The sequence below is a fragment of the Streptomyces piniterrae genome (assembly GCF_005048155.1).
Classification (GTDB): Bacteria; Actinomycetota; Actinomycetes; order Streptomycetales; family Streptomycetaceae; genus Streptomyces; species Streptomyces piniterrae.
Map to the genome: position 1 here is coordinate 229173 of NZ_SUMB01000013.1, position 22553 is coordinate 251725.

At 70.4% G+C, this 22553-nt stretch carries 17 protein-coding genes; 5 read left to right on the top strand and 12 right to left on the bottom strand.

Translation table 11 applies throughout. The features are described 5' to 3' along the window. Complete coding sequence (locus tag FCH28_RS31510) at positions 1–741, top strand: class I SAM-dependent DNA methyltransferase (protein WP_136743590.1); 741 nt, start codon at positions 1–3, stop codon at positions 739–741. Between the two features lie 62 nt (positions 742–803). Here FCH28_RS31510 and FCH28_RS31515 read toward each other — a convergent pair whose 3' ends face one another. From FCH28_RS31515 to FCH28_RS31535, 5 genes are all read right to left on the bottom strand, one after another. Continuing rightward, the gene (locus tag FCH28_RS31515; protein WP_136743591.1) at positions 804–1829 is read right to left on the bottom strand and encodes a 3-oxoacyl-ACP synthase III family protein; all 1026 of its coding nucleotides are present in this window, start codon (positions 1827–1829) and stop codon (positions 804–806) included. A gap of 47 nt (positions 1830–1876) precedes the next feature. Then, positions 1877–3973 (bottom strand): 2-oxo acid dehydrogenase subunit E2, encoded by a 2097-nt coding sequence (locus FCH28_RS31520; protein ID WP_136743592.1) that lies wholly within the window; start codon positions 3971–3973, stop codon positions 1877–1879. Continuing rightward, complete coding sequence (locus tag FCH28_RS31525; RefSeq protein ID WP_136743593.1) at positions 3970–4200, bottom strand: acyl carrier protein; 231 nt, start codon at positions 4198–4200, stop codon at positions 3970–3972. Before FCH28_RS31525 ends, FCH28_RS31520 begins: the two co-directional genes overlap by 4 nt. Further along, positions 4197–5201, bottom strand: coding sequence for a thiamine pyrophosphate-dependent dehydrogenase E1 component subunit alpha (locus tag FCH28_RS31530; RefSeq protein ID WP_246103412.1), 1005 nt, complete (start codon positions 5199–5201; stop codon positions 4197–4199). The genes FCH28_RS31525 and FCH28_RS31530 overlap by 4 nt, the downstream gene beginning before the upstream one ends. An 85-nt stretch (positions 5202–5286) precedes the next feature. Beyond that, complete coding sequence (locus tag FCH28_RS31535) at positions 5287–7830, bottom strand: excinuclease ABC subunit UvrA (RefSeq protein ID WP_136743594.1); 2544 nt, start codon at positions 7828–7830, stop codon at positions 5287–5289. Between the two features lie 259 nt (positions 7831–8089). On the opposite strand from FCH28_RS31535, the gene FCH28_RS31540 reads away from it, so the two are divergent. Beyond that, positions 8090–8740 carry a class I SAM-dependent methyltransferase gene (locus FCH28_RS31540; RefSeq protein WP_136743595.1) on the top strand — a complete coding sequence of 217 codons (651 nt, stop codon included), beginning with the start codon at positions 8090–8092 and terminating at the stop codon, positions 8738–8740. A gap of 63 nt (positions 8741–8803) precedes the next feature. Further along, complete coding sequence (locus FCH28_RS31545) at positions 8804–9703, top strand: phenylalanine 4-monooxygenase (RefSeq protein ID WP_136743596.1); 900 nt, start codon at positions 8804–8806, stop codon at positions 9701–9703. Here FCH28_RS31545 and FCH28_RS31550 read toward each other — a convergent pair. From FCH28_RS31550 to FCH28_RS31560, 3 genes are read right to left on the bottom strand one after another with little or no spacing between them, the layout of a single operon-like run. Next, positions 9676–10647 carry an FAD binding domain-containing protein gene (locus FCH28_RS31550; RefSeq protein ID WP_136743597.1) on the bottom strand — a complete coding sequence of 324 codons (972 nt, stop codon included), beginning with the start codon at positions 10645–10647 and terminating at the stop codon, positions 9676–9678. The two genes, FCH28_RS31545 and FCH28_RS31550, sit on opposite strands and share 28 nt — an antisense overlap. Beyond that, the gene (locus tag FCH28_RS31555) at positions 10644–13367 is read right to left on the bottom strand and encodes a molybdopterin-dependent oxidoreductase (protein ID WP_136743598.1); all 2724 of its coding nucleotides are present in this window, start codon (positions 13365–13367) and stop codon (positions 10644–10646) included. The genes FCH28_RS31550 and FCH28_RS31555 overlap by 4 nt, the downstream gene beginning before the upstream one ends. A gap of 60 nt (positions 13368–13427) precedes the next feature. After that, positions 13428–14729: an alpha/beta hydrolase family protein gene (locus tag FCH28_RS31560; protein ID WP_222852470.1), complete on the bottom strand. Its 1302-nt coding sequence runs from the start codon at positions 14727–14729 to the stop codon at positions 13428–13430. 501 nt (positions 14730–15230) lie between these two features. On the opposite strand from FCH28_RS31560, the gene FCH28_RS31565 reads away from it, so the two are divergent. Beyond that, positions 15231–16142: an LPXTG cell wall anchor domain-containing protein gene (locus tag FCH28_RS31565; RefSeq protein WP_136743600.1), complete on the top strand. Its 912-nt coding sequence runs from the start codon at positions 15231–15233 to the stop codon at positions 16140–16142. A 116-nt stretch (positions 16143–16258) separates the two neighbouring features. Here FCH28_RS31565 and FCH28_RS31570 read toward each other — a convergent pair whose 3' ends face one another. The 4 genes from FCH28_RS31570 to FCH28_RS31585 all read right to left on the bottom strand — a co-directional run bounded on the left by FCH28_RS31570 (position 16259) and on the right by FCH28_RS31585 (position 21630). Continuing rightward, positions 16259–16825, bottom strand: coding sequence for a hypothetical protein (locus FCH28_RS31570; RefSeq protein WP_136743601.1), 567 nt, complete (start codon positions 16823–16825; stop codon positions 16259–16261). A 223-nt stretch (positions 16826–17048) separates the two neighbouring features. Then, on the bottom strand, positions 17049–17744 hold the full coding sequence (locus FCH28_RS39785; protein WP_281289776.1) for a peptidoglycan DD-metalloendopeptidase family protein: 696 nt from the start codon (positions 17742–17744) through the stop codon (positions 17049–17051). Between the two features lie 74 nt (positions 17745–17818). After that, a complete protein-coding gene (locus FCH28_RS31580) occupies positions 17819–19114 on the bottom strand; it encodes a peptidoglycan-binding protein (RefSeq protein ID WP_169314304.1) in 1296 nt (431 codons plus the stop codon). 1100 nt (positions 19115–20214) lie between these two features. Next, the gene (locus FCH28_RS31585) at positions 20215–21630 is read right to left on the bottom strand and encodes a peptidase C39 family protein (protein ID WP_136743603.1); all 1416 of its coding nucleotides are present in this window, start codon (positions 21628–21630) and stop codon (positions 20215–20217) included. 201 nt (positions 21631–21831) lie between these two features. Between FCH28_RS31585 and FCH28_RS31590 the strand changes: the two genes are divergently transcribed. Beyond that, positions 21832–22416 carry a uridine kinase family protein gene (locus tag FCH28_RS31590; RefSeq protein ID WP_136743604.1) on the top strand — a complete coding sequence of 195 codons (585 nt, stop codon included), beginning with the start codon at positions 21832–21834 and terminating at the stop codon, positions 22414–22416. The last annotated feature ends 137 nt before the right edge of the window (positions 22417–22553 follow it).

Here is a 22553-nt window from a genome sequence, read left to right on the forward strand (position 1 = left end):
ATGGACAACTACGCCATGGACAGTTACGGGAACGCCTTTGCCCATCTGTTCGACGCCGTCAACGGTGACGAACAGGAGATCAAGAACGCGGTCGCCCTGCTGGTGGACTACGCGGGCGAGGGCCCGGTACTCGAAGCGGGGATCGGAACGGGGCGCATCGGCATCCCCCTGGCCGGGAAAGGACTGACCGTCCACGGCATCGAGATCAGCGAGAAGATGGCGGAACGGCTGCGGGAGAAGCCGGGCGGCGAGCGGGTGCGGCTGGTGGTCGGCGACATGACCGAGCACCGGTTCGGGACTCCGTTCAGCCTGGTCTACATCGCCCAGGGCGGGCTGCACAGTCTGCTGACCGCCGCTCAGCAGGTGCAGTGCCTGAAGAACCTGTCCGCGCAGCTCGCGGACGGCGGGCGGCTCGTCGTCGAGAGCCTGACGCTCGACCAGAGCCGCTTCGTGCGGAACCAGTACGTCGAGGTCACCATGATGGACGTGGGGTATGTGGCGCTCTCCGCGGCGGTGCACGAGCCGGAACGTCAGATCGTGAACGTGCAGAGCGTGCTGCTGACGTCCGAAGGCGTGCAGATGTTCCCGCTGCGGTACCGCCACTACTCGGCGTCGGAGCTCGACGCGATGGCCGCACAGGCCGGGCTGGTGCTCCAGGACCGCTGGGCGGACTGGGAGCGGAATCCCACCTTCCCGGCGCAGACGCGGTTCATCAGCGTTTTCGCCAAGCGGGCCGGGTAGGCCGTGCGTGAGCCCGGCCCGGCGCATGGGCGCCGGGCCGGGCTCACGAGGCCATGGCGCCGCTACCACTCGATGATGCTGCACGCCCAGTGCATGCCACGCCCCATGCCCGCCAACGCGACCAGTTCCCCGGGGCGGATCCCGCCGCTGCGGTGCAGCCGGTCCAGGTTGAAAAGGTGGTCGGCCGCCCCGAAGTGGCCGTACTCCATGGACACCTGCAGATTGGTCCGCTCCGCGGGGACGCCGAGTTTCTTCGCGACCTCGTTCATGGTGCGGGCGTTGTCGTTGAGCAGCACGACGCGGGCCAGGTCCGTCGTCTCGACGCCCACCCGCCGGCACGCCTCGGCCACGACATCGGCGACCCGCTGGTTCATCATCTCGACGAACGCCGAGAAGGCGTCGGTGTCGTAGTCGAAGTACTCCATGATGTCCCAGCCGTCCCGGACCGCCACCGGCTCCTCGTCGGAGGCGGTGCCGCCGGCCCCGAACGGCGCGGCCGAGCCGCCCTTCTCCAGGAGGAAGAAGCCGGCGTAGCGCCCATCGGTCACCGCCTCGCTCGCCCGCCAGCGCCGCCGCTCGTGGTCCCGCCCGACGACAGCCGCGGTGGCACCGTCGGAGAACAGCAGGGAGTGGGTCTCCATGCGGTTCCAGTACGCCTCGATGGTGCGGTTGGCTCCCACGACCAGGGCCCGCCGGTAGTCCGGGTGGGTGGCGAACCGGCCGGCGATCTCGTCGAGGCAGGTGATGCCCCCGACGCAGCCCTGGGTGATCAGGACCGTCTCCGCCCGCCGGGCGCCGAGCCGGTGCTGGAGGTGGGCGCTCGGGTCCCAGTAGAGGTATTCGGGAAGGTCGGTGATCGCGAGGACGACGAGATCGAGTTCGTCCGCCTCGACGCCCGCCTCGGCGAGCGCGCGCAGCGCGGCCTCATGGGCCAGATCGCTGATCCCGGTGTCCGGGGGGCACCGGTGGATGTTGCGGTACCCGTACTCCAGGACGCGCTCGACGTCCCGGGTGTACGAGGACGCGATCTCCGCCACCGGCGCGCGTTCGCCCAGTGCGGTTCCGAAGGACATCAGCCCGAAGTTCACAGTGTGGCACCTCCAGGGTGCAGCGGTGAGTGAGGGGGCGGGGACGGTCACTCGGCGGTCAGCGAGGCGAGGGCGTCCTCGTCCTCCAGCGAGGTCCTGAGCCGGGTGAGGAACCGCACCGCGTCGCTGCCGTTGACGACCCGGTGGTCGTAGGCCAGGCCGAGGTTGACCCAGCGGCGTTCGCGCGCCGCCCCCGAGTCCTCGAGGACCAGTTCGCGCTGGACCGCGCCGAGGGAGACCATGCACAGCTGGGGCCACTGGACGATGGGCTGGACGAGGACGACCCCGGGGTCCTGGTTCAGGGAGACGGTGATGTTCGCGCCGTCCAGCTCCGCCGCGGTGAAGCTCTGCCGGAACGCCTTCATCCGCAGGTCCATCAGGTGGTCGGCGACATCGGCGACCGGCAGCTTCTCGGCATCGCGTACGACGGGGACGTACAGCGCCGGTCCCGCGTCGATGGTGACGCCCACCCGCGGCGCGTCGGCCAGGGCGACGGTCCTGGCGTCGGCGAGGGTGCCGTAGAGCAGCGGGAAGTCGGTGTGCGCCATGGCCACGGCCTTCACCAGCGCGTCCGCGGGGCCGACCGCGGCGCCGGTGCGTTCGCCGAGGTCCGCCAGGCGGTCGAGGGCACGCTCCATGTCGACGCGCATCACGGTGAACGCCGCCGGCACCTCCCGGTGGCTGCGGGTGACGACCGCTGCCGTACCGAGCTGGGCGCGGCTGAGCGGGTGCCGGCTCGCCACGGCCGCTGCCGCCGGTACGGGTCCGGTCTCCGGCATCGGGTCGGGAGCGGGCGCGGGCGCGGTCTCCCGCGGTGCCGGCAGCAGCCGGCCGAGCACCGCGCCGACGCCGACGTCGCTGCCCACGGAGGCGACATGGTGCAGATGGCCGGCCGAGGTGGCGACGATGTCCTCCACCGCCTTGGAGGTCTCCAGGGCGACGATCTCGGTGTCCGGTTCGACCCAGGCCCCATCGGCCACCAGCCACTCCACCACGCGGTATTCGGTGTCGTTGTTGTTCAGTTTGGGCGCGGTGACGGTCTCGCCGTCGCTGGTGCCCAGGGGCTCGGTTCCCTCTGGTCCCGACGCCGGATGTGCGGGTGCCAGGCCGTCGGCGGCGACCCGCTCCGCGATGGTCCGGGGGCCGAGCAGGACCTCGCGCTCCAGGTGGGGCGCCGTGGGGATGACCGAGTCGGCGGAGCTGAGCTGGAGCACCGGGTGCCGCAGGTCCGGCCACAGCCGCTCGTACAGCAACGTGGCGACGTGCGACCCCCAGGTGCCGTCGGCGGTGCCCTCCTCCACCACCGCGACCCGCCCGGCGGCGCGCAGCGTCGGCAGCACCGGGTCCAGGTCGAGCGGGTGGAGCCGGCCGGGGACGAGCACATGGACGGCCGTCCGCCGGTCGTCGTACAGGGACCTGGCGGCTTCCACGGCCCGCTGGGCGGCTCCTCCGGGCGCCAGGATCACCACGTCCGGATCCGGTCGCCGCCCGTCGGGGAAGACATGGGCCCAGCCCGGCGTGCCACCGGTCATCTCGTAGCGCAGCACCTCGTCGACACGGCCGTCGCGGTACATCCGCCGGGTGTAGAGGACCTTGTCCTCGAAGAGGATTCCGGGGGTGCCGCTGCCCAGCGCCGAGGTGAGCAGCGGTTCGACGGCGTGGAAGGGCGACAGCTCGTAGAGCGCGAGGTTCGGTATGCCGATGAAGTGCTTCTGCGGGCTCTGGCTGTGCGTCGGCCCATAGCCGCGGTTCCCGCCGACCGGGCAGCGCACCAGCAGGTGCATGGGCACCCGCTGCCCGTACATGGACACCGACTTGGCGGTGAAGTTCAGCAGCTGGTCGAAGGCGAGGGCCAGGAAGTCGCCGAACATGATCTCGACGATGACCTGGTTGCCGCACAGGGCGAGGCCGTTGGCCACCCCGGTGATGCCGCCCTCGCTCAGCGGGGTGGCGATGACCCGGTCGGGATAGGCGGTGGAGAGCCCCTTCGAGACCTTGAACGCGCCGCCGTAGGGGTCGCTGATGTCCTCGCCCAGGAAGTAGAGCCGCTCGCTGCGGCTGAACAGGGAGTGCAGGGCCCGGTTCAGCTCGCCGGAGACACGGGGCGCGCCGCCGGGGCGGGTGAGGGTGGACCGCTGGTTCATACGTCCAGTCCTTTGGCCTTGAGCACTGAGCGGAGCGCGCGGACCGAGCGGACCGTGCGCGCTTCGCGCGGTGTGAGACGTACGCCGTAGGCGTCCTCGACGGCGGCGACGATCCGCACATGGCGCAGGCTGGTCCAGTCGCCGGTGGTGGCGGGGCCGGTGTCGTCGGTGATGTGTTCCGCGCCCACTTCCAGGATGCCGCCGACGAGGGCTTCGAGAGTGGTCATGGAGTCGCGGCTCCCTCCGCCGGTGCCGTCGTCGGATGCCCGCCGCCGTCGGCGGCCGGCCGCTGCCACACCGAGGGCGGCCGGGCCTCGACGTCCGCCACGAGCGCGGCGACCCGGGCCCGCTGGCCGGTGTCGGCGGCGGTGAAGCGCGGGCCGAGCCGGGCGGCGTAGGTGTCGTACCAGTCCCGGGCGCGGGCCCGGTCCAGTTCCCGCTCCGTCCGGGTGTCGTCGCCCTTGCTGTGCGGTCCGAGCCGGACGGTGTCGAACTCGACCACCAGCGGGGTGCGGTGCTCCCGTACGTCGTGGACGCGCGGCGCCAGCTCGGCGCGGATGGTGTCGATGTCGTGGGTTCCGACGGCGTGGTGGGCGATCCCGAAGGCCCGGGCCCGGTCCGCGATGGTGCCGGCCATCTGGGCGTGGGTGGGGGTCGACTGGGCGATGCCGTTGTTCTCGACGACGACCAGCAGCGGGACCTGCCACAACTGGGCCATGTTCAGGGCCTCGTAGACCGCCCCCTCGCCCCAGGTGCCGTCGCCGATGTAGGCCACCGCGACCCGGCGCTGTCCGGTGCGTTTGAAGTGCAGCGCGACGCCCACGGCCACGGGCAGGCTCTGTCCCTGGACGCCGGTGGAGAGAAAACCGTCGCGATAGAGGTGCTGGCTGCCGCCCACTCCCTGGCACACGGCCCCCTCGCGGCCCATGATCTCGGCGAGGAGTCCCGCCGGGTCGCGGAAGCGCGCGAGGTAGTGGCCGTGGCCCCGGTGGTTGCTGAAGACGAAGTCCTCGGCGATCAGTGGGGCCAGCGCGACGGGCACGTACTCCTGGCCCAGGCAGGTGTGGGTGGTTCCGTTGAGTTTCCCGGCGGCGAAGAGGTCGAGCAGGGCCCGCTCGAAGTGCCGTATCAGCAGGAGGAGTTCGAGGTCGTCGTCGGACGGCTCCGGGGGGTACGGATCCGGCCCGCGCATCCGGTCCGCGACGGGCCACTGGTGGTCGACAGTCACTGCACCTCCTTGCTCGCACCCGGCGGGGCGGCAGGGGCGCCGCTCCGCCGGGCGTTTCGCGCGCTGGTCCGTGATCGTGCCGACGCTAACAAGCGGCGTTATCAGCCCGCTCTCGAAGCGCCCCTGCCGCCGTCCCGAGCAGCGGCTCGCCGTGCTCGATACGCCGCAGATAGCCCGCTGTGACGCCGTCGCCGCGGGCGACGTCGGCGGGGACGCCTTCGGCGACCACCCGTCCGCCGGCCGCCCCCGCGCCGGGGCCGAGGTCGATCAGCCAGTCCGAACAGGCCGCCACATGCAGGTCGTGCTCGGCGATCGCCACGGTGTTGCCGGCGTGCAGCAGCAGCTCGAAGGCGTCCACCATGCGCTGGATGTCCGCCGGGTGCAGCCCGGAGACCGGTTCGTCGAGCAGGACGAGTCCGCGGCTGCGGCCGTGGGTGCCGCGCTGGATCGCGTTGGCCAGTTTCAGGCGCTGCGCCTCGCCGCCCGACAGGTCGGTGGCGCTCTGGCCCAGCTGGAGGTAGCCGAGTCCGACCTGGTCCAGCGCGGTGAGGATCGCGGCGAGTTGCGCGGGCTCGGTGAGGCGCTGCACCGCCTCGGCCACGGTCAGCCCGAGGATGTCGTCGATCGTCATGCCCTGGTAGGTGACGGAGAGGATCTCGGGGGTGAACCGGCGGCCCTCGCAGGTCTCGCAGACCACCCACACATCGGGCAGGAAGTGCATGTTCACCAGGCGGCGCCCGTATCCGGCGCAGTCCTCGCAGCGTCCGCCGGCGGCGTTGAAGGAGAACGCGGAGGCGCCGAGGCCCAGTTCGCGGGCCCGTTCGGTCCCGGCGAAGAGCTTGCGGATGATGTCGAACGCCTTGGTGTAGGTGGCGGGGTTGGAGCGGGGCGTCCGCCCGATCGGGTTCTGGTCGACCACGGCCAGCCACTGCACCTGATCGACGCCGGACACGCCGCCCACCCCGTCGACGACGCCGCCGTCGAGTGCGGCTTCCACGCCCGCGCCGAGAATGTCCCGCAGCAGGCTGCTCTTGCCGCTGCCGCTCACCCCGGTCAGGCAGGTCAGACGGCCGAGGGGGAGGCGGATCTCCGTGGCGGAGACATTGTGCGCCGTGACGTCGCGCAGGGTCAGCCACCGCGTCTCCCCGGTCATCGGGCGGTTCTCCCGCCGTACCCGCGGGCCCTGTTGGGCGAGGTAGCGGCCGGTCGCCGACTCGGGGCAGCGGGCCACCTCGGCCGGCGGGCCGGAGGCGAGCAGCCGACCGCCGAGGCGCCCTGCGCCCGGCCCCATGTCCACGACCCAGTCGGCACGGGCGATCAGCTCGGGGTCGTGCTCGACCACGAGCACGGTGTTGCCCGCGTCGCGCAGCTCCTGGGCGATGTCCAGCAGATGTGCCTTGTCGGCGGGGTGCAGTCCGGTCCCGGGCTCGTCGAGTACGAAGGTGATACCGGTGAGGTCGGTGCTGAGCTGGGCGGCGAGCCGGGTCCGCTGGAGCTCTCCGCCGGACAGGGAGGACGCGCTGCGGTGCAGTTGCACATGCGCCACCCCGAGGCGTTCGAGCAGCTTCAGCCGTGCTTCGAGCGCCTGCAGCAGGGGGGCGCCCACTTCCTTCTGCATGGCCGTGAGTTCCGCGGCGACCTCGCCGGTCCAGTGCCGCACACCGTGCACGTCGAAGTCGGCCAGCTGCTGGTAGCTGACGCCGGCGAGCAGGACGCTGCGTGCCGCCTCCCCGTATCCGGTGCCGCCGCACGTCGCGCAGGGCGACTTGCGCATATAGGCGAAGTAGCGCTGTTTGGCGCTCTGGCCGGCGGCGCCGGCCACCCGCTCGACCTCGGCGAGCGCACCGCGCATGGGCCCGCTGTCGCTGTAGGTCCACTTGCCGGTCTTGTTCTTGTTCTGCATCTCGAAGCTGGCTTCGATGACTTCGTCGCCGGTGCCGTGCAGAACGGCGTGACGGAAGTGCTGGGGCAGCTCGTTCCAGGGGCGCGAGAGGTCGATGCCGCGCTTCTCCGCGAGTGCGGGGACGAAGCGGTGCTCACCGGAGCGCCACTTGGCGAACCAGGGGGAGGCGCCGTCGAACAGCGGTAATGCGGGGTGCGTGATGATGAGGTCCTCGGCCGCCCGCCAGGCCCCGCCGACCCCGTGGCACTCCGGACAGCTGCCCTCCGGGCTGTACTGGTCGAAGTGCGCGGTGGACAGCGTCCCCGCCGACGCGCCGCCGGCCCCGGAGACCAGTGTGGGCAACCGCGAGTAGAGCAGCCCGAGATGGCCGTCGATGCCGGTGATGGTGGCGACGGTGGAGCGGGGGTTGTAGTTGAGACGCCGCTGGTCGACCGCGAGGGTGGCGCCCAGGCCCAGGATGCGGTCGACCTTCGGCCGGTTGCGCTGCGTGATGTACTGCCGTACGAACGGCGACAGCCCCTCCAGATAGCGCAGTTGGGCCTCGCTGTGAATGGTGTCGATGGCCAGGGACGTCTTACCGCTTCCGCTGACACCCGTGAAGGCGATGACCCGGCCCCGCGGAATTCGGGCCGACACGTTCCGCAGATTATGGGTTCTGGCTCCCACCACCTCGATGTGACCGGCGTCGTCCGGCCGGGTCCGGTACTCCGGGGAAAGTGACGGCATGAGAATGTCCATTCCTTTGCTGGAGGTGTGAGGTGCGCGTCCGATCACGCTACTCGGCGTTCTTCGCTGCGGGCTCTCTCCGTGTCATCGCCGGCTGTCGGACGTTCCTCGCCGCTGTCGCCCGCGGATCGTTGAGATCGAGAAAGTAGTGCCCTGAGATTGACCGGGCCTACTGTTTCAATTGCTCGCCGCGGTCCCCAAATGGACCGGCTTTGTTTCGGACAACGACCTACGGCCAACCGACCCCTGGGGGTATGGAATGCGTGCTTGGGCGCTGCGGATCCTGTACGAAATCGAGCACCGCCTGCCCTTCAACATCGTGCCTTCCGCGGTGCCGGACAGGGATCTCGTGGCCGTCGTCGAAGGCGAGGAGAAGCTGCCGCCCGGGAAGGCTCTCGACCTGGGGTGCGGCAACGGCCGCAACAGCGTCTATCTCGCCCGGCACGGCTGGCGGGTGACCGGGGTCGAGCTCATCGGCCACGCCCTCGCCAAGGCCCGCCGCACGACCGCCGCCGCCGGCGTCCCGGTCAACCTGGTGCAGGGCGACGCCACGCGCCTGTCGGACTACGGCGTCGGCACGGATTACACGCTGGTGGTCGACGCGTGCTGCTATCACGCCATCGCCGAGGAGCGGCGGGACGCCTATGCCGCGGAGGTGACCAAAGCCGCGGCCCCGGGCGCCCTCATGCTCATGGTGGCCTTTGCCGAGCAGAACACCCCCGGGATGAATGTCACCGAGGAGGATCTGCGAAATCGCTTCACCGGCTGGGAGATCCTCGACGCCGCTCCCATGGCCCCGGAGGAGCTGGTGCAGTACTTCGACGGGCCGAAGCTGGCCAAAAAGACCCTGACGAACGGCCGTTACCGGGCCTGGCGCTATCGGCTGCGCCGGCTCGCGGACGCGGCCTGACCCGTCCGGGAGAAGCGACTGCGCCGACTTCACCAGCCGTGGTTCAGGAGGGAGAAGTCAGATATGCCCAAGAAAGCAGAATTATTCGCGCCGCTCGTCATCGACGACGAGGGAAACCCCGACGTCACCTTTCCGCCGGGCCACCCGGGCCATGGCGACTGGGAATACCGGGCGCACCGCAATTCGGTGGCCGCGCTGGCCCTCGGCCACCGGCCCGGTGACCCGGTCCCGGACGTCGATTACCGTCCGTCCGACCACGCCTGCTGGCAGGAGATAAGCAGCGCGCTCACCTCGCTGCATCCCGAGTACGCGGCCGCCGAGGCACGCGAGGCGGCCGCCCTGCTCGACCTGCCCACCGACCGCGTTCCCCAGTTGCGGGAGACCTCCGCGCGGCTGACCGAGCTCACCGGGTTCTCCCTCCGGCCGGCCGCCGGAATCGTTCCGCTCCGGGAGTTCTACGGTTCGCTCGCGGACCTCACCTTCAACGCGACCCAGTTCATCCGGCACCACTCCCGCCCGCTGTTCTCCCCCGAACCGGACATGGTGCACGAGGTCCTCGGGCACGGCACCACGATGGCGAGCGGCCGCTTCGCCAAGCTCTACCAGCAGGCCGGCGAGGCGTCCCGGCGGGCAGCTACGGAAGAAGCCCTCCAGCTGGTCTCCAAGGTCTTCTGGTTCACCCTCGAATACGGAGTCCTGAAGGAGGACGGCGAGTACCGGGCGTACGGCGCGAGCCTGCTGTCCGCGTACGGTGAGCTGCAGAACTTCCGCAAGGCGGACATCCGCCCGCTCGACGCGCGGGAGATGACCAGCCGGCCCTACGATGTGACGTCCTATCAGCCGGTGTTGTTCGCCGCGGAGAACCTGTCACATCTCGAGGACTTCCTCGGCGGTTTCTTCTCCGAGGTCGACGGCGACACCCCCGGCCGGCTCGCTCACCGGGCCGGCGCGGGCACCTCCTGAGACGCCGGCCAGCACCGTTCGAGCGCCGCCAGCACGGCGGCCTCGAGCTGGCGCAGCTTGTACCGCGTCCCGGGCAGGGCATGGGCACCCGTGGTGGCGAGTGCGGCCCCGCGACGCAACGCGTCGGGCGTCGCGGGGCCTGCGAGCACGGCCTCCTCGACGGCGCGCAGCCGCCACGGCCGGGGGGCGACGGCACCCGCCACCACCCGTACGCACTCCACCCGGGCGGCGCCCGCGCACCGCACCGCGACCTCCACCAGCGGCCAGTCGGCCAACGCCCGTCGGGACACCCGCAGATAGGCGGATCGCTCCCCCGGCCGTGGCGCCGGCAGCATGAACGCGGTGAGCAGTTCACCCGGCGCCAGGGTGTGCGGCACGGGACGCGGCACGCCGCCGGTGGTCTCCTGGTGCAGCAGTTCGTCGAGGGACAGCGTGCCCCGTCCCGTCACCTGTGCGAGGGCGCCGAAGCAGGCGAGGATTGTCGCCAGCGTCGAGGAATGCGGCGCGACACACGACCGCACGTCGAAGACCGCCGCCTCGGCATGATGACCGTCGCGGGCCGGGCAGTCCGTACCCCCCTTGCGCAGGCAGTCGGTGTCCGGGTGGGTGAAGTAGGCGCACCGGGTCTGCTGGAGCACATTCCCGCCGACCGTCGCCAGGGACCGCACCTGCGGATTGGCGACGGCGAGCGCCCCCTGGGCCAGAGCCGGGTAGTGGGTGCGCACCTCGGGATGCCCGGCGAGTTCCCTGAGCGTGACCATCGCGCCGATGCGCAGCCCGTCAGCCGTGCGTTCGATGCCGCGCAGGGGCGCGAGTTCCCGCAGGTCGACGGGCTCGCCCTCGGCCAGGCCGAGCCGGCGCAGCCGGGTCAGTTCGGTGCCGCCGGCCCGGTACGGGCCCCCGAGCCGGGCGGCGCGCGCAAGGCGGGTGGGACGGTGGGTCATTCTGCCTCCCCGAGCAGTTGGGCAGGGTCCAGAGGAAGGGACCGCATCCGGCGGCCGGTCGCGTGGAAAACGGCGTTGCCGATGGACGCGGGGGTGGCGAGCGCCGCCAACTCGGCCAGGCCGACGGCCTGTTGGGCCACATGGTCGAAGCCGCCGGGAACGAAGTCGACGGTGATCTCGGGCACGTCGCCGATCCCGGGTATCGGATAGTTCTCCAGGCTGGTGTGGAGGGTGAGCCCGGTGGCCGGGTCGGTCAGCCGTTCCTCGTACAGCGTCTGGCCGATCGACTGGATCACCGCGCCGTGGCACTGGGTGGTGGCCAGCACCGGCCGTACCGCCCTGCCGACGGCCAGCCCGCACCAGGTGCGGACCACCCGTACAAGACCGAACCGCTCGTCCACCTCGACTTCGGTCACCTGGACGATGCTGGGAGCGCCCTGCCCGCGGCCGAAGAACGGGGAGTACCACGGCTCGGGGCGCCGGCCCCGGTCCCGCGGCCGGCGGCCGGTCACCTCGGTGGGCGCGGCGAGCCGCAGCGCCTCCCGCCAGGTCACCGTGCCGCCGGCGTGGCGGATCCCGTCGAGGGCGACGGCCGCGGCACGCAGGCCGAGTTCACGGGTGGCGGTGGCCAGCAGCCGGCGGCGCAGCCGGTCGAGCGTGTCATGGGCGGCGGGGACCAGGGAGGCCGTGGTGCTGCTGCCGGCGGCGAGCGGGCCCGGCGTCAACCGCGAGTCGCCGATCCGGGCGCGGACCTCTCCGGGTGCCAGGCCCAGCCCGTCGGCGAACACGGAGACCAGCAGCGACCGGCAGCCGGTGCCGATCTCCTGGGTGGCGACACTGATCTCGACGCCCTCCGTGTCGACGCGCGCCCGCACCTTGGTACGGGGCTGGAGGTAGTAGTACCAGGCGGCGGCCGCCAGCCCGAGTCCCCGGCGGACGGGTCCGCCGCCCGCGGCGACCGGGCCGCGTTCCGGCCAGGGGGTGGCGGTCGCCACCCAGTCGTACAGCCGGCGGCGCACAGGCTCCGTGTCCCAGGCGCGGCGCAGTTCCAGCGGGTCCCGTCCCTGGCGGTGGGCCGCCTCGTCGACGGCCTGTTCCAGTGCCCAGAAGGCCGGCGGGCCGCTCGGGGCCCGGAACGGCTTGCCCGGCGGGCGGTGGCTGACCACGCTGTGGTCGCGCAGGGTCCGGGGCGCTCCCGGGTACAGCAGTCCGGCGACCTTGGCGATGTCCGAGCCGAGCGCCGTACCGGTGTCCGCGAACGCCTCGACCCGTAACGCGGTGAGGCCGCCGTCGGCGCCGGTGCGCAACGCGAGGTGCGTGCGGCTGGCGGGGCGATGCCCGCCCACCGCCAGTTCGGCGCGCTGGTCGAGCACGACCCGGACCGGGCGCCCGGAGGCGCGGGACAGTTCGATGGCGGCCACCGCTTCGGCGGTGAGCCCCTGCTTGGCCCCGAAGGCTCCTCCGACATGGTCGGCGAGCACCCGGACCTGGTCGGACTTCAGATGCCAGCGGCGGGCGACGGCATGCGCCACCAGACTCACGGCCTGGGTGGAGAGGTGCACGGTGAGGCTGTCGCCGTCCCACGACGCGACACACGCATGGGCTTCGAGGGGCACATGGCTCTGTCCGGCCGTGCGCCACACTCCGTCGACCACCGCCCCGCCCTGCCCCGCACCCTCCGCCCTCGGCGCTGCCTCCTGCCCCGCTCCCGTTCCCTCCTCGAAGGCACGCCGGACCGCCCGGTCGGCGCGGGCCGCGCGCCCGGCGAGCGGCGGCGCGGGACTGCATACGTTGCCCCGCCAACGGCGGCGCGGGAACAGCACCGGCACCTCGCCGGCGGAGGGCGCGGACTTGCGGTCCTTGGGCCCGTAGACGAGCGGGGCGCCCTCGGCCATCGCGGCGTCCATGCTGGTGGCGGCCGGTGAGTGGTCGTACCGGATCTTGACGGCGGCGGCCGCTTCGCGCGCCGCCGCCGCGGTGTCGGCCGCCACCGCCACGATCTCCTGGCCGGCGTGCCGGATCCGCCCTCCCTCGGGCAGCAGCCGGACGACCGCCCGCACCCCTGGCAGACCGGCCGCGGCGCCGTCGTCCATCTCCCGGACGACGGCGTTGGCGTACGGAGAGGTCACCAACACCCCTTCGAGCTGGCTCGGGTAGCGCACATCGGTGGTGTACTCGGCGCGGCCGGTGACCTTCTCCAGCGTCTCGTGCCGGTGCGCCACCGCATCGTCGCCGTCGTCGTACCTGCCCGCGCAGGCCTCCCGTACGGCATCGAGGATGCGCAGGTAACAGCCGCAGCGGCACAGCTGCCCCGAAAGGGCCGCGCGGATCTCCGACTCCGGGGGAACACCGGTGCCGTGCTCCGCGCGCCAGTCCTCGAAGAACGCGACGCCGGCCAGGACGAAACCGGGTGTGCAGTAACCGCATTGGACCGCGTCCTGGGCCAGAAAGGCCCGCTGGACCGGATGCAGCCGGTCCCCGCCACCGAGCCCCTCCACGGTGACGACCCTCCGGCCACCGAGGGTGTCCGAGGGCATCAGGCAACTCGCCGCCGGCGCGCCGTCGACCAGCACGGTGCACGCGCCGCACGCGCCTGCCTCACAGACCCGCTTGGCGCCGGTCAGGCCGATCTGGTCCCGAACGACATCCAGCGCGCTGTCGGTGTCGGAAGACTCGAAGGAACGCTCAACCCCGTTGACCGAGAACCGCTCCACGCCCATCTTTTCCCTTCCTGGTCTTCCTGGTTCTCTTTCCGGTCGTCCTCTTCTCGTTTCTCCGTCTCAGGGAATGAGCAGTCCCCAATACACGGCCCATGGAACGAACAGCGCGGTACCGGCGAGGAGAAGGGCGGGCCGGATTCGTCCCGCGCTCCGACAACCGTCCGTCGACTTCCGCCGCATTCGCCACCGAACGTATGCCGAACGGACGGCAGCACAGACAACAACCACCGCCAAGAGCTGAAGGACCAGCCACGGAAGGGGCCGCCCGACCACCACAGGACCCGGGCTCTCCGCGGCCGTGACGACGAGATATCCGAGATATCCGAAGGCACCGAGGACGGTGAGAATCCCCGCGGCGGCCGGCCAGCGCTCCCCGCCGAATTCGGACGTTCCCCGGGTCACCAGACAACCGCCGTACGCCCCGAGCAGGACAACAATGACGACGAGCTGACTCCATGACGACTCATAGAACTCCAGTGGCGCCAACGGAGCGGACATCCGCGCCTGTTCCGGCAGCGGGTCGGCGCTGTTGGCCGGCAGTTCGTCCGGCACTCCCGAAATCCAACCCGCGGCGAAGTCGATATAGCCGGGGACGAAAGCATCGTCGTGATCGAAGCCGTCGTCACGGGCCCGACGCAGCCCGTGTTCGCCGTCGTCGAAGACCCGGATCGTGTACGAGGAAACGGCCCCGTGCTTCAGGGCCGCCCGGAACAGACCGGCGCCCTCCCCGGGCGGGGAAACCCGGTCGTACCGCCCCCACATCGCCAGCACGGGCTGCCGGATCCTGGTCAGGGGCGGCGTCGGATCGTGCTCCGCCTCGGGGAACAGGCCCGCGGCCACCATCAGCCCCACCGCGCGTACCTGCACGGTTTTCAGCAGAGAGCCGGTCACCCCACGATGGCGCAGCTGGTTTCCGTAACTCCACGCCTGCTGGCGGGCGGGGGCCGTCCCCGCGCCGACGGTGGCGACGAACGCCACATCGGCGGACCGCCCGGCGGCCAGCGGAGCCACCCACGCCCCCTCGGAGATTCCCAGGACCCCGACCCTTCGCGGATCGACGCCGGGAATCCTGCGCAATTTCCGCACCGCGGCGAGCGCGTCATCGGCCAACAGTGAGAAATCCCGCTCCAGGAGCGAGTAGCCCACGCTCCGCTTGTCGTAAATCAGCGTCACCACGCCCCGGCTCGCATAGGCCTCGGCTTCTTTCCGGTAGTCTTCCCTGGCTCCTTTGCCGGAACCCTGAATGACCACCAGGCCGGGCCGCGCTCCATTCCGCACCCCCGCGTCCCGCTGCGCCGGAGCCCCGGCGGGCCGCACCACACTGCCGTGCAGTTCGACGCCGCCGCCTCCCCGGAAACTCACTTCAGAACTGGTGAGAGCGGGGGCAGTCGCACGGGTGCCATGTGCTTCGACTGCCGAAGCGGTTGAGGCGGGCATGAGGAGAACCAGGGGAATCAACACCAGCAGAACAACCAACCAGACGGAAAGCCCTGCCCCTGCCCCTGTCCCCGGCCTTATTCCTCTCCCACTCCTCAAAGAGCACCCCGCCCTCTTCCTTGAAGATTCCGTCCAGAGCAAGCGAACGCCACCCGCTCGCACACGTCAAGACGGAAACCTTCCAAGGGCCGGACCGACACCCGTTTCAGGAGTGTATTGAGAGCGCCCTGATAGCCGATCCGCGAATTCCCTTACCACCCCTAGGGAATCAGCCGGACGCATACCGCACTCCGCCCGCCCCTCGCCCGGCGACGCTGTGATCTTCCTCCCATAACTGACCATACGGGGCAACCGTTTGCCCCGTCGGCGGTCATCTACGCACAAGCGCCTGACCAGCTCAGGTGATGTCTCAGGAAGGTCTCGTCGATGAAATTACGCCAAGCCCTGACGGCCGCCGCGGCGGCGGCCGTCATCGCACCCGTCGCCGTACTGGCCGCGCCCACCGCCGCGTTCGCCACGGAAACCCCGAGCCCGTCGGCGGGGACCAGCACGCCCGGCGCCACGCCCGGCGCGACGCCCGGCGCCACACCCAGCGAGTCCCCCTACGAGGAGATACCCCCTGGGGAGAAATGCGCGAGCGCGCCGAAGCACCTGCGGATGGCGATCAAGGGGCTGCAGTCCGAGTTCGTCGCCGGTGCCGACTGGAGCCACTCCTCCATCACCGTCACCAACACCTCCGACAAGGCCATGGAGAAGGTGCGGCCGCGGCCGTACATCGCCTCCCGCGAGATCGTCGACCGTCAGTACGAAGAGTTGGAGGCGCAGTTCCGCAATCCCGTGACGGGCAGGTGGCTGAGCTTCGAAGACGCCACGTACGACGACGTGTTCACCGGATTCCCCGTCGCCGCGCACAGCACCGTCACGCTGCCGCTGCGGGTCCGCGCGATCGATCCGGCCAAGCCCGGATCCGGTTACGCGATCATGGAGGGGGAGTTCTCCAACCGGGACGGCTCCTGCGGCATCTCCCACCACGAGCAGTACGACTTCAAGATCCTCCCGGCGCGCGGCAAGCCCGGCCGTCCCGGTACGCCGGGCAAGCCCGGTGAGAGCGCCCAGCCCGGCGGCAGCGGTGGCGCCACGGGCGGCCCCACCCCTCAGGGAGGCGCCAAGGAGACCTCGGGCGGCGGCCATCTCGCCGCGACCGGCTCGTCCTCGGCGCTGCCGACGATCGCCCTGGTGGGCGGCGTGGCGATGGCCGTGGGAGCGGGCGCGATCATCGGCGTACGCCGCCGCAGGACCGCTACGGGCACCGGCGACGGCACGGGAGCCGCGGCGTAGGGGACCAACGTGCCCGGCCCCGGCGCCAGTTGGAGGGCCGCCGGCACCACCGTCCGGCCCTCCCAGACTCTGGGAGGGCCGGTTCTTCCACCCCCTGGAGTACGTCTGACCCAGGGCTAGTAGACCGAGGCATGCACCTCGCAGCGGGCGACCTCGGAGGCCCGGTTGGTGAAGTTCATTTTGACGCTCTTGGTCTTGGTCTCGCCCGGGGGAACCGAGACGAAGGCCTTGTCGGTCTCGATGAGGCCTCCGGAGCCGTCAACAATCCTGACCTTGATGGTGAGGGGCAGATCGACATCGGAACCCGCGGAGTTGTCGATGAGCAGAGTCGTGGTCGCGGTGCTGTCCGCGCACTTGAGGACCTTGACCCTCTTGTCGTTGGAGGTCGTGCGGGGGCCATCGGGCGCGGAGGCGGTGGAGCCGGTGGGGGCGGCGGAATCAGTAGGGGCAGTGGAGCCGGTGCCCGGTGACGAAGGGGCGGAGGTGGCTTCCGGGGAGCCGGCGCCGGAGGGCGACGGGGAGGCACTGTGGCCCCCGGCGTCCTTGCTCTCGGCCTTGTTCTGCGAGCCCGCGTCGTCCCGGCCGGCGGAGCTGCCGTCGTTGCAGGCGGTGAGAGCGAGCAACGCCACGCCCGCAGTGGCGGCCAACTGCAGTGCGCGCAGGCGTGAGTGACGGTACGTCATATGGGAAATCCCCCTGAGTCGATCTTCTGAGCCCGCGACACCCTAGCGAAGGGGTGGCGAGGCGTCTCCCGGCCCTTCGCGTAGCACCGGGCATGACGGAGTGCTGGCTGAAATGCTGCTGACGGCAGGCCGGCGCACCCCTGTGGCCCCGGAGGGACGGCGCCGGGGCCAGGGGTGCGCTTCGCATGATCAGCGATCAGGGATACCTATCCCTTGTCCCTGCTCACCAGGCCGGTTTGCGATCGTGGCCGTAGCGGAACGGGCCTGCCGGGTGGTCCTCGAAGTGCAGGTGCGGACCGGTGACATTGCCGGTGGACCCGACCTTGCCGAGCCGCTGACCGGCCTTGACCCGCTGGCCGGGCTGGACGTCCCGCCGGGACAGGTGGCAGTGGACGTAGACGCGGCCGTTGTCCGCCTGGAGGCCGATCCAGTTGCCGTAGGCACCGCCCTGGCCGTCCGACCACTTGATCACGCCGTCCCGGACGGCGACGACCGTGGTTCCCACCGGTGCCGCGTAGTCGTCCCCGGTGTGATACCCCGCCTGGTAACGGGCGTTCTGCACGCCGTACGCGTAGTTGATGCCGTGCCCCGGCACCGGTGAGGAGACGCGGCCGCCCGACGACGGCGAGTCTCCGCCTCCGTCGCCGCCTCCGTCACCCTCCCGCACCTTGAAGCCGTACTCGGCTCCGAGCTTCTTGAGGGACGTCTTCCCCGGAATCCCGTCGGCGTCGCCGCCGGAGAAGCCGAGGTGCCGCTGCCAGTTGGCGTAGGCCTCCTTGGTGCGCGGGCCGAAGGTGCCCGGGGCCGACGAGTAGTCCAGGCCCACAGCCTTCTCCAGTGCATACTGCACCGTCAGGACACTGCCGTTCTTCGCACCGGGGTGGACCTCGGACAGGGACACCACTTCGGCTGGCTTCACGCTCGATCCTCCCGTGAACAACTCGGCCACACTTTCGGCCACACTCTCGAATATCTCGCCTATGCCGGACACGCTCAGTAGCCCATCGGCGGCCGCTTCGGGTCGAACTGCTGGACCCGGCCGGCCAGGTTGGAGCCGTCGCGGTACACGCCGTACCTGACCATCACGTAGTTCATGGCGGCGCAGATGTTGGCCACACCGTCGTAGATGTTGTTCGAGGTACCGGGCTGGTGGTTCTCGGCGAACGTCTCCGGCATGACCTGCATGAGCCCGCGCGTGCAGCTCTGCGGATGCCCGTCGCTCTGCTCGGGCCCGTGGGCGTTCGAGTCGTAGGTGTTCACCGCGTTGAAGCGGTAGGTCGATTCACGCTTGGCCGCCGTCATGATGCCCTTGACCCAGTGGTCCTCCGGCACCTTGAGGATGTGGCAGGCCTCCTTCGCCGCCCTCGATGCGCTGCCGTCCGGCACGTGCTTGTAGGTCACCGCGTCGAGGGGGATGCCCTCGCGCCCGGAGCCCGGCTTGCCGTCGTCGTCATCGCGCTTGCGGTCGAAGAAGTCCAGCCCGTACACCCGGAACTTGTGCCGCTTGCCGAGCTCGACGAGCGAGTGGCGGCCGAAGACACCGTCCGCGTCCGCACCGGTGAAGCCGAGCTCGCGCTGGAACTCGGCCACCGCGGCCTTGGTCCGGGGGCCGAACGTCCCCGGCGCCGAGCTGTAGTCGAGCCCGACCTCCGCCTTCAGAGCTGCCTGCACGATCCGTATGGAGACGTTCCGCGCCCCGAAGACGACCTCGGAGGCCTTCACCTTGTGGTCCTCGTGGGGGAGCCGGTGCCCGTGCCAGCGCCATTCCTTGCGCGCGGCACCGCCCCGGTGGTCATGCGGGTCGGCGGTCGGCGGGCACTCGTCGTTGGGGAACTTGGGCGCGAAATACCCGACGATGCTCGCACTCTTCCGCTCGGTCTTGTGCGAGTAGACGCCCTTGCCCTGGTTGGCGTCCGTCGCACCGGCCTCAACGGTGTTGCCGCCCTTGGTGTAGACGTACGTCTCGTCGAAGCCGACCACCAGCTCCGTGTGACCGCCGTCGTGGAGGTTGACCCACGCGCCGACCGACGGGTACTCGGACCACTGCTCGCGCTCCTTCGCCCACGAGGTGAACCCGTTGACGCTGGCGATCTTCGGCACGAACTCTTCCAGGCCCGTGTCGGCGTACATGTCCCAGTCGAACATGACGCACCACGGCTCACCGTTCATGCCGTACTGCTCGCCGAACCGCGTCCGGTTGTCGTAGTCCCCGTTGACGTTCTTCTCGTACACCCCCTCCTTGATGCTCTGCACGTGATCGATCAGCTTTCGCCACTTCGGCGTTGCCATAACTGTTCCACCATTCCGAAATTGTCGGTTTCCGCGCATGCCGATGTCGCAAAGCGCGGAGCACGTATTTCTGTCCCTTTCGCAGCGGAAAGCCGCGACCGGGTAAATTGAGAGCGAAGGAGAAATAGGCGCGATCCAGGCAGGAGTAATCCCACAGCGTTATCGAGCAATTCGCAGCTGCCCGCGCTGAGCGGACACACCGGACAACCGCCGGCGGACTGGAAATCCGCCCGTCAGGCGCGCACGGAAGTACGGCTGTCGCCCGGCTTCAGCACGGAAATCGCCGCTCTGCCCGGCCTGCGGATCGACCCATGGATCAGCCCATGGACCGACCCATGGCCGGCCCGAAACCCAGCCGTCCGGGCACGCCGGGATCACCGATCACCGCAGGTGACCAGCCTTCCCCCTTGACCCCGTTTCTGGTGACACATCGCGACGCTCCACGTCACGACCCTGCGCACTCAGACGCGCGCAGCCCCCAGGGGCGACCAAGGTGCCCAACCCCCGCGTCTCAGACCTCTGCACATGAGCGCGCAGTCGTCGACACCGGTCGCGGACATCGGTCCGCGGGCACACCGCCCCATGGTAATTCCCCCGTTTCGATGCATGATCACACGCCCTCGCATGGGGGGAATATGTCGGAATTCTTGGGCTTGATTACACGACATGACTGCCGCGCCCAACACTTCCCCCGCGCTGACGCCTCATCAACTATATAGATCATTGCGACCCCCGTGCAAGAAACCCGGATACGAGTCCGAATTGATCCTGTTCAGGTGGCCATGGGTCTTCTGATATCGGCACGACACCGAGCCGATAACCACTGCGGCGCCCGAAGTGCACGACGGTGCCACACATATCCGCTGCGCTGCCGAAATCCGGAACGCAGTGCCGCGTAATCGTCCACCTCGAACACGAGCGGTTTTTCCCCTCCGGGGCCGGACTCCCCCTCACCTACGCGTCGGGCAACGCACAGTCGGCCCCCTGGCTCCCGCCGAGACCCGCTCCGGCCACCGCCGGGCTGCCCACGGCCCCCATGTAAGACCAACGCGATCAACGGGAGATAAACGCGCCCGAGGCCACCCTCGGGGTGCACCCGCTCAGCGGACTCCCACCGCCGCCAGCGCCCGGAGCTGAGACGGCGCCGGCCTGGCCGGGAAGTACAGGTAGCAGACGCCTCCGCTGCCGCCGACGACCTTCCCCTCGGCGTTCTTCCGCTTCGTCCGCAGCCAGATGTTCTCGAACTGCCGGCGCTTGTAGACGTGACGGACCGCGTCATCCGTCGCCGAGTTCGGATCGTTGGCGATGACGTCGCCGCTCTCCGTGAAGCCGATGACGGTCATGATGTGGCCGGCCGTGCCGTACCCCGCGCCGTCCAGCTCCTCCTTGAGGAAGGACTGCGAGGTGATGACGGGGATGCCGGCGTGGACCAGACGCTCCACGTCCGTCAGGGAGCCGAGCCGGGTGACGAGCCCCTGCATGCCCCGGTACGTCGACGCGTAGGCCGCGTTGAAGGGCCAGTTGCCGCAGCCCTCGTACTGGTAGTCGAAGGTGTAGCGGGCGGCGTGGCAGACCTGGGGGTCGGCGTAGTCGGGGTTGACCCAGGCGAGGTCCTCGGGAGTGGGCCCGCGGCCCCAGTACTCGATGATCATCTCGGAGGAGGTGGGGCTGCACCACGCCTCTCCCCCGTTGTCGTACTCGGGGTACTGGCCCTTGTGGATCTCCTGCGAGTAGCGCGGTACGTCCAGTTCGCGGCCGGCGCCGAGGCCCGGCCGCGAGGCGGGCACCGTGAAGCGGTCCGGGACGTCGGAGCCCATCACACCGGCTCGCCACACCTTCGGGGTGAGCCTGGTCCCCGGCTTGCGGTAGAGCGTCAGCCGCAGCTTGCACGAGGCCAGGCGCAGGCCGCTCGCCGGGTCGTCGATGGCGAAGGTGTCGGTCGAGATGCTGCTCCTGCCGTCCTTCTGGCCATCGACGGAGGTGCGGCGGATGTCCTCGTCGCCGGCGGCCCAGCGGCCCATGACGTACCAGGGGGTGTGGCCGCCCGTGCTGTACTTGCCGCGGAGCTCGACGGCGATCCAGGTGCCGGCCGGGGTGTGCGCGTTCCAGGAGGCCACGGCCTCGGTCGCGGGGACGTCGAGGGTGATCGCCGGGGAGGTCCAGGTGGCGTACTCCCAGGTGGACTTCTTGTGGGTGTGCGGGTCGAGGTATTCGTAGGTGCCGGCCGGGGCGGCGATGACGACGCCGGGGCGGGCGTCGTCCACCACACGGCAGCCGTCGGCCTCGCCCTCGCTCCAGTCGTCGGCGGTCGTCCAGGCGCGGTAGTCCACGTGGCGCTTCTGCTTCTGTGCGGGCTGGTCGGCGGATGTGACGCCCGACGTCTCGGCGGACGTGTCGCCCGACGACTCGGCGGACGCTTCGTCGGGAACGACGGCTTGCGCCAAGGGGGTGGCGGCGCCCGCCACGGCGGCGAGTGCGGCGGCCAGGACGGTGCGCCGGGGCGCGGAGCTGTTCATGGTGAGAGTCCCCCAGTCGGATGCGTACGATCGGGTACCAGGAATCGGGCCGGGACAGCGGGCGCGGACGTACGGGTCGGCCGTGGCTCAACTATCACCGCTCCGATCGCCCTTGGGCCAGCGGTTCGGTGCGCGTCCCGGCAACAATATTCCCGTGTCGCGCCACATTATTGGTGTGGACCACTGGCATACGCTGGTGTGATGGACCGTGATCTGACCTCGCTCGCCGCCCGGCTGCACGCCCTGCCGCCCTCCTGCGGGCCGGTGCGGCTGATCGCGATCGACGGCCACGCCGGGTCCGGCAAGACCACCTTCGCCCAGCTGCTGTCGGCCGCCCTCGACGGCGCGCCGGTGGTGCACACCGACGACCTCGCCACCCATGACGAGCTGTTCGACTGGAGCGACCGGTTCCGGGCGCAGGTGCTGGAGCCGCTGTCCCACGGGGAGAACGCGCGGTACGGGGTCTACGACTGGGCGCACCGGGCGTTCATGAAGCAGCGGGTCGTGGCGCCCGCGCCGGTGGTGCTGGTCGAGGGCGTCGGCACGGGCCGCCGGTCCCTGCGGTCGTATCTGGCGTGCCTGCTGTGGATGGAACTGGCGAGCGAACACTCATGGGAAAGGGGTCAACTCCGGGACGGGCCGGGGCTTTCCGCCTTCTGGGATGGCTGGATCCCGGCGGAGCTCAGCCACTTCGCCGAGGACCCGTCGCGCCCGTACGCCGATTTCCTGGTGCACCAGGGGCAGATGGGATACGAGGTGTGCGAGGGGCCTACTTCGACGCCATGACCCGGCCCTGATTTCACCCTGCGTAACAGACCGCCGTCGGTGTGCCCCCTCGCGTCGGCGGGGACCCGCCGACTGCCCCAACTCGGCTTGACCTGGGGGGCGTACAGGACTTACGTTCTCAATGTGCGGTTCAACGG

Coding starts and splice junctions, on each gene's coding strand:
- FCH28_RS31520 (WP_136743592.1), bottom strand. CDS start 3,973: ATGAACCAGCGGTCCACCCTCACCCGCCCCGGCGGCGCGCCCCGTGTC.
- FCH28_RS31525 (WP_136743593.1), bottom strand. CDS start 4,200: ATGACCACTCTCGAAGCCCTCGTCGGCGGCATCCTGGAAGTGGGCGCG.
- FCH28_RS31555 (WP_136743598.1), bottom strand. CDS start 13,367: ATGGGCGTGGAGCGGTTCTCGGTCAACGGGGTTGAGCGTTCCTTCGAG.
- FCH28_RS31570 (WP_136743601.1), bottom strand. CDS start 16,825: ATGACGTACCGTCACTCACGCCTGCGCGCACTGCAGTTGGCCGCCACT.
- FCH28_RS31535 (WP_136743594.1), bottom strand. CDS start 7,830: ATGCCGTCACTTTCCCCGGAGTACCGGACCCGGCCGGACGACGCCGGT.
- FCH28_RS31545 (WP_136743596.1), top strand. CDS start 8,804: ATGCCCAAGAAAGCAGAATTATTCGCGCCGCTCGTCATCGACGACGAG.
- FCH28_RS31550 (WP_136743597.1), bottom strand. CDS start 10,647: ATGACCCACCGTCCCACCCGCCTTGCGCGCGCCGCCCGGCTCGGGGGC.
- FCH28_RS31590 (WP_136743604.1), top strand. CDS start 21,832: ATGGACCGTGATCTGACCTCGCTCGCCGCCCGGCTGCACGCCCTGCCG.
- FCH28_RS31565 (WP_136743600.1), top strand. CDS start 15,231: ATGAAATTACGCCAAGCCCTGACGGCCGCCGCGGCGGCGGCCGTCATC.
- FCH28_RS31510 (WP_136743590.1), top strand. CDS start 1: ATGGACAACTACGCCATGGACAGTTACGGGAACGCCTTTGCCCATCTG.
- FCH28_RS31540 (WP_136743595.1), top strand. CDS start 8,090: ATGCGTGCTTGGGCGCTGCGGATCCTGTACGAAATCGAGCACCGCCTG.
- FCH28_RS31580 (WP_169314304.1), bottom strand. CDS start 19,114: ATGGCAACGCCGAAGTGGCGAAAGCTGATCGATCACGTGCAGAGCATC.
- FCH28_RS31585 (WP_136743603.1), bottom strand. CDS start 21,630: ATGAACAGCTCCGCGCCCCGGCGCACCGTCCTGGCCGCCGCACTCGCC.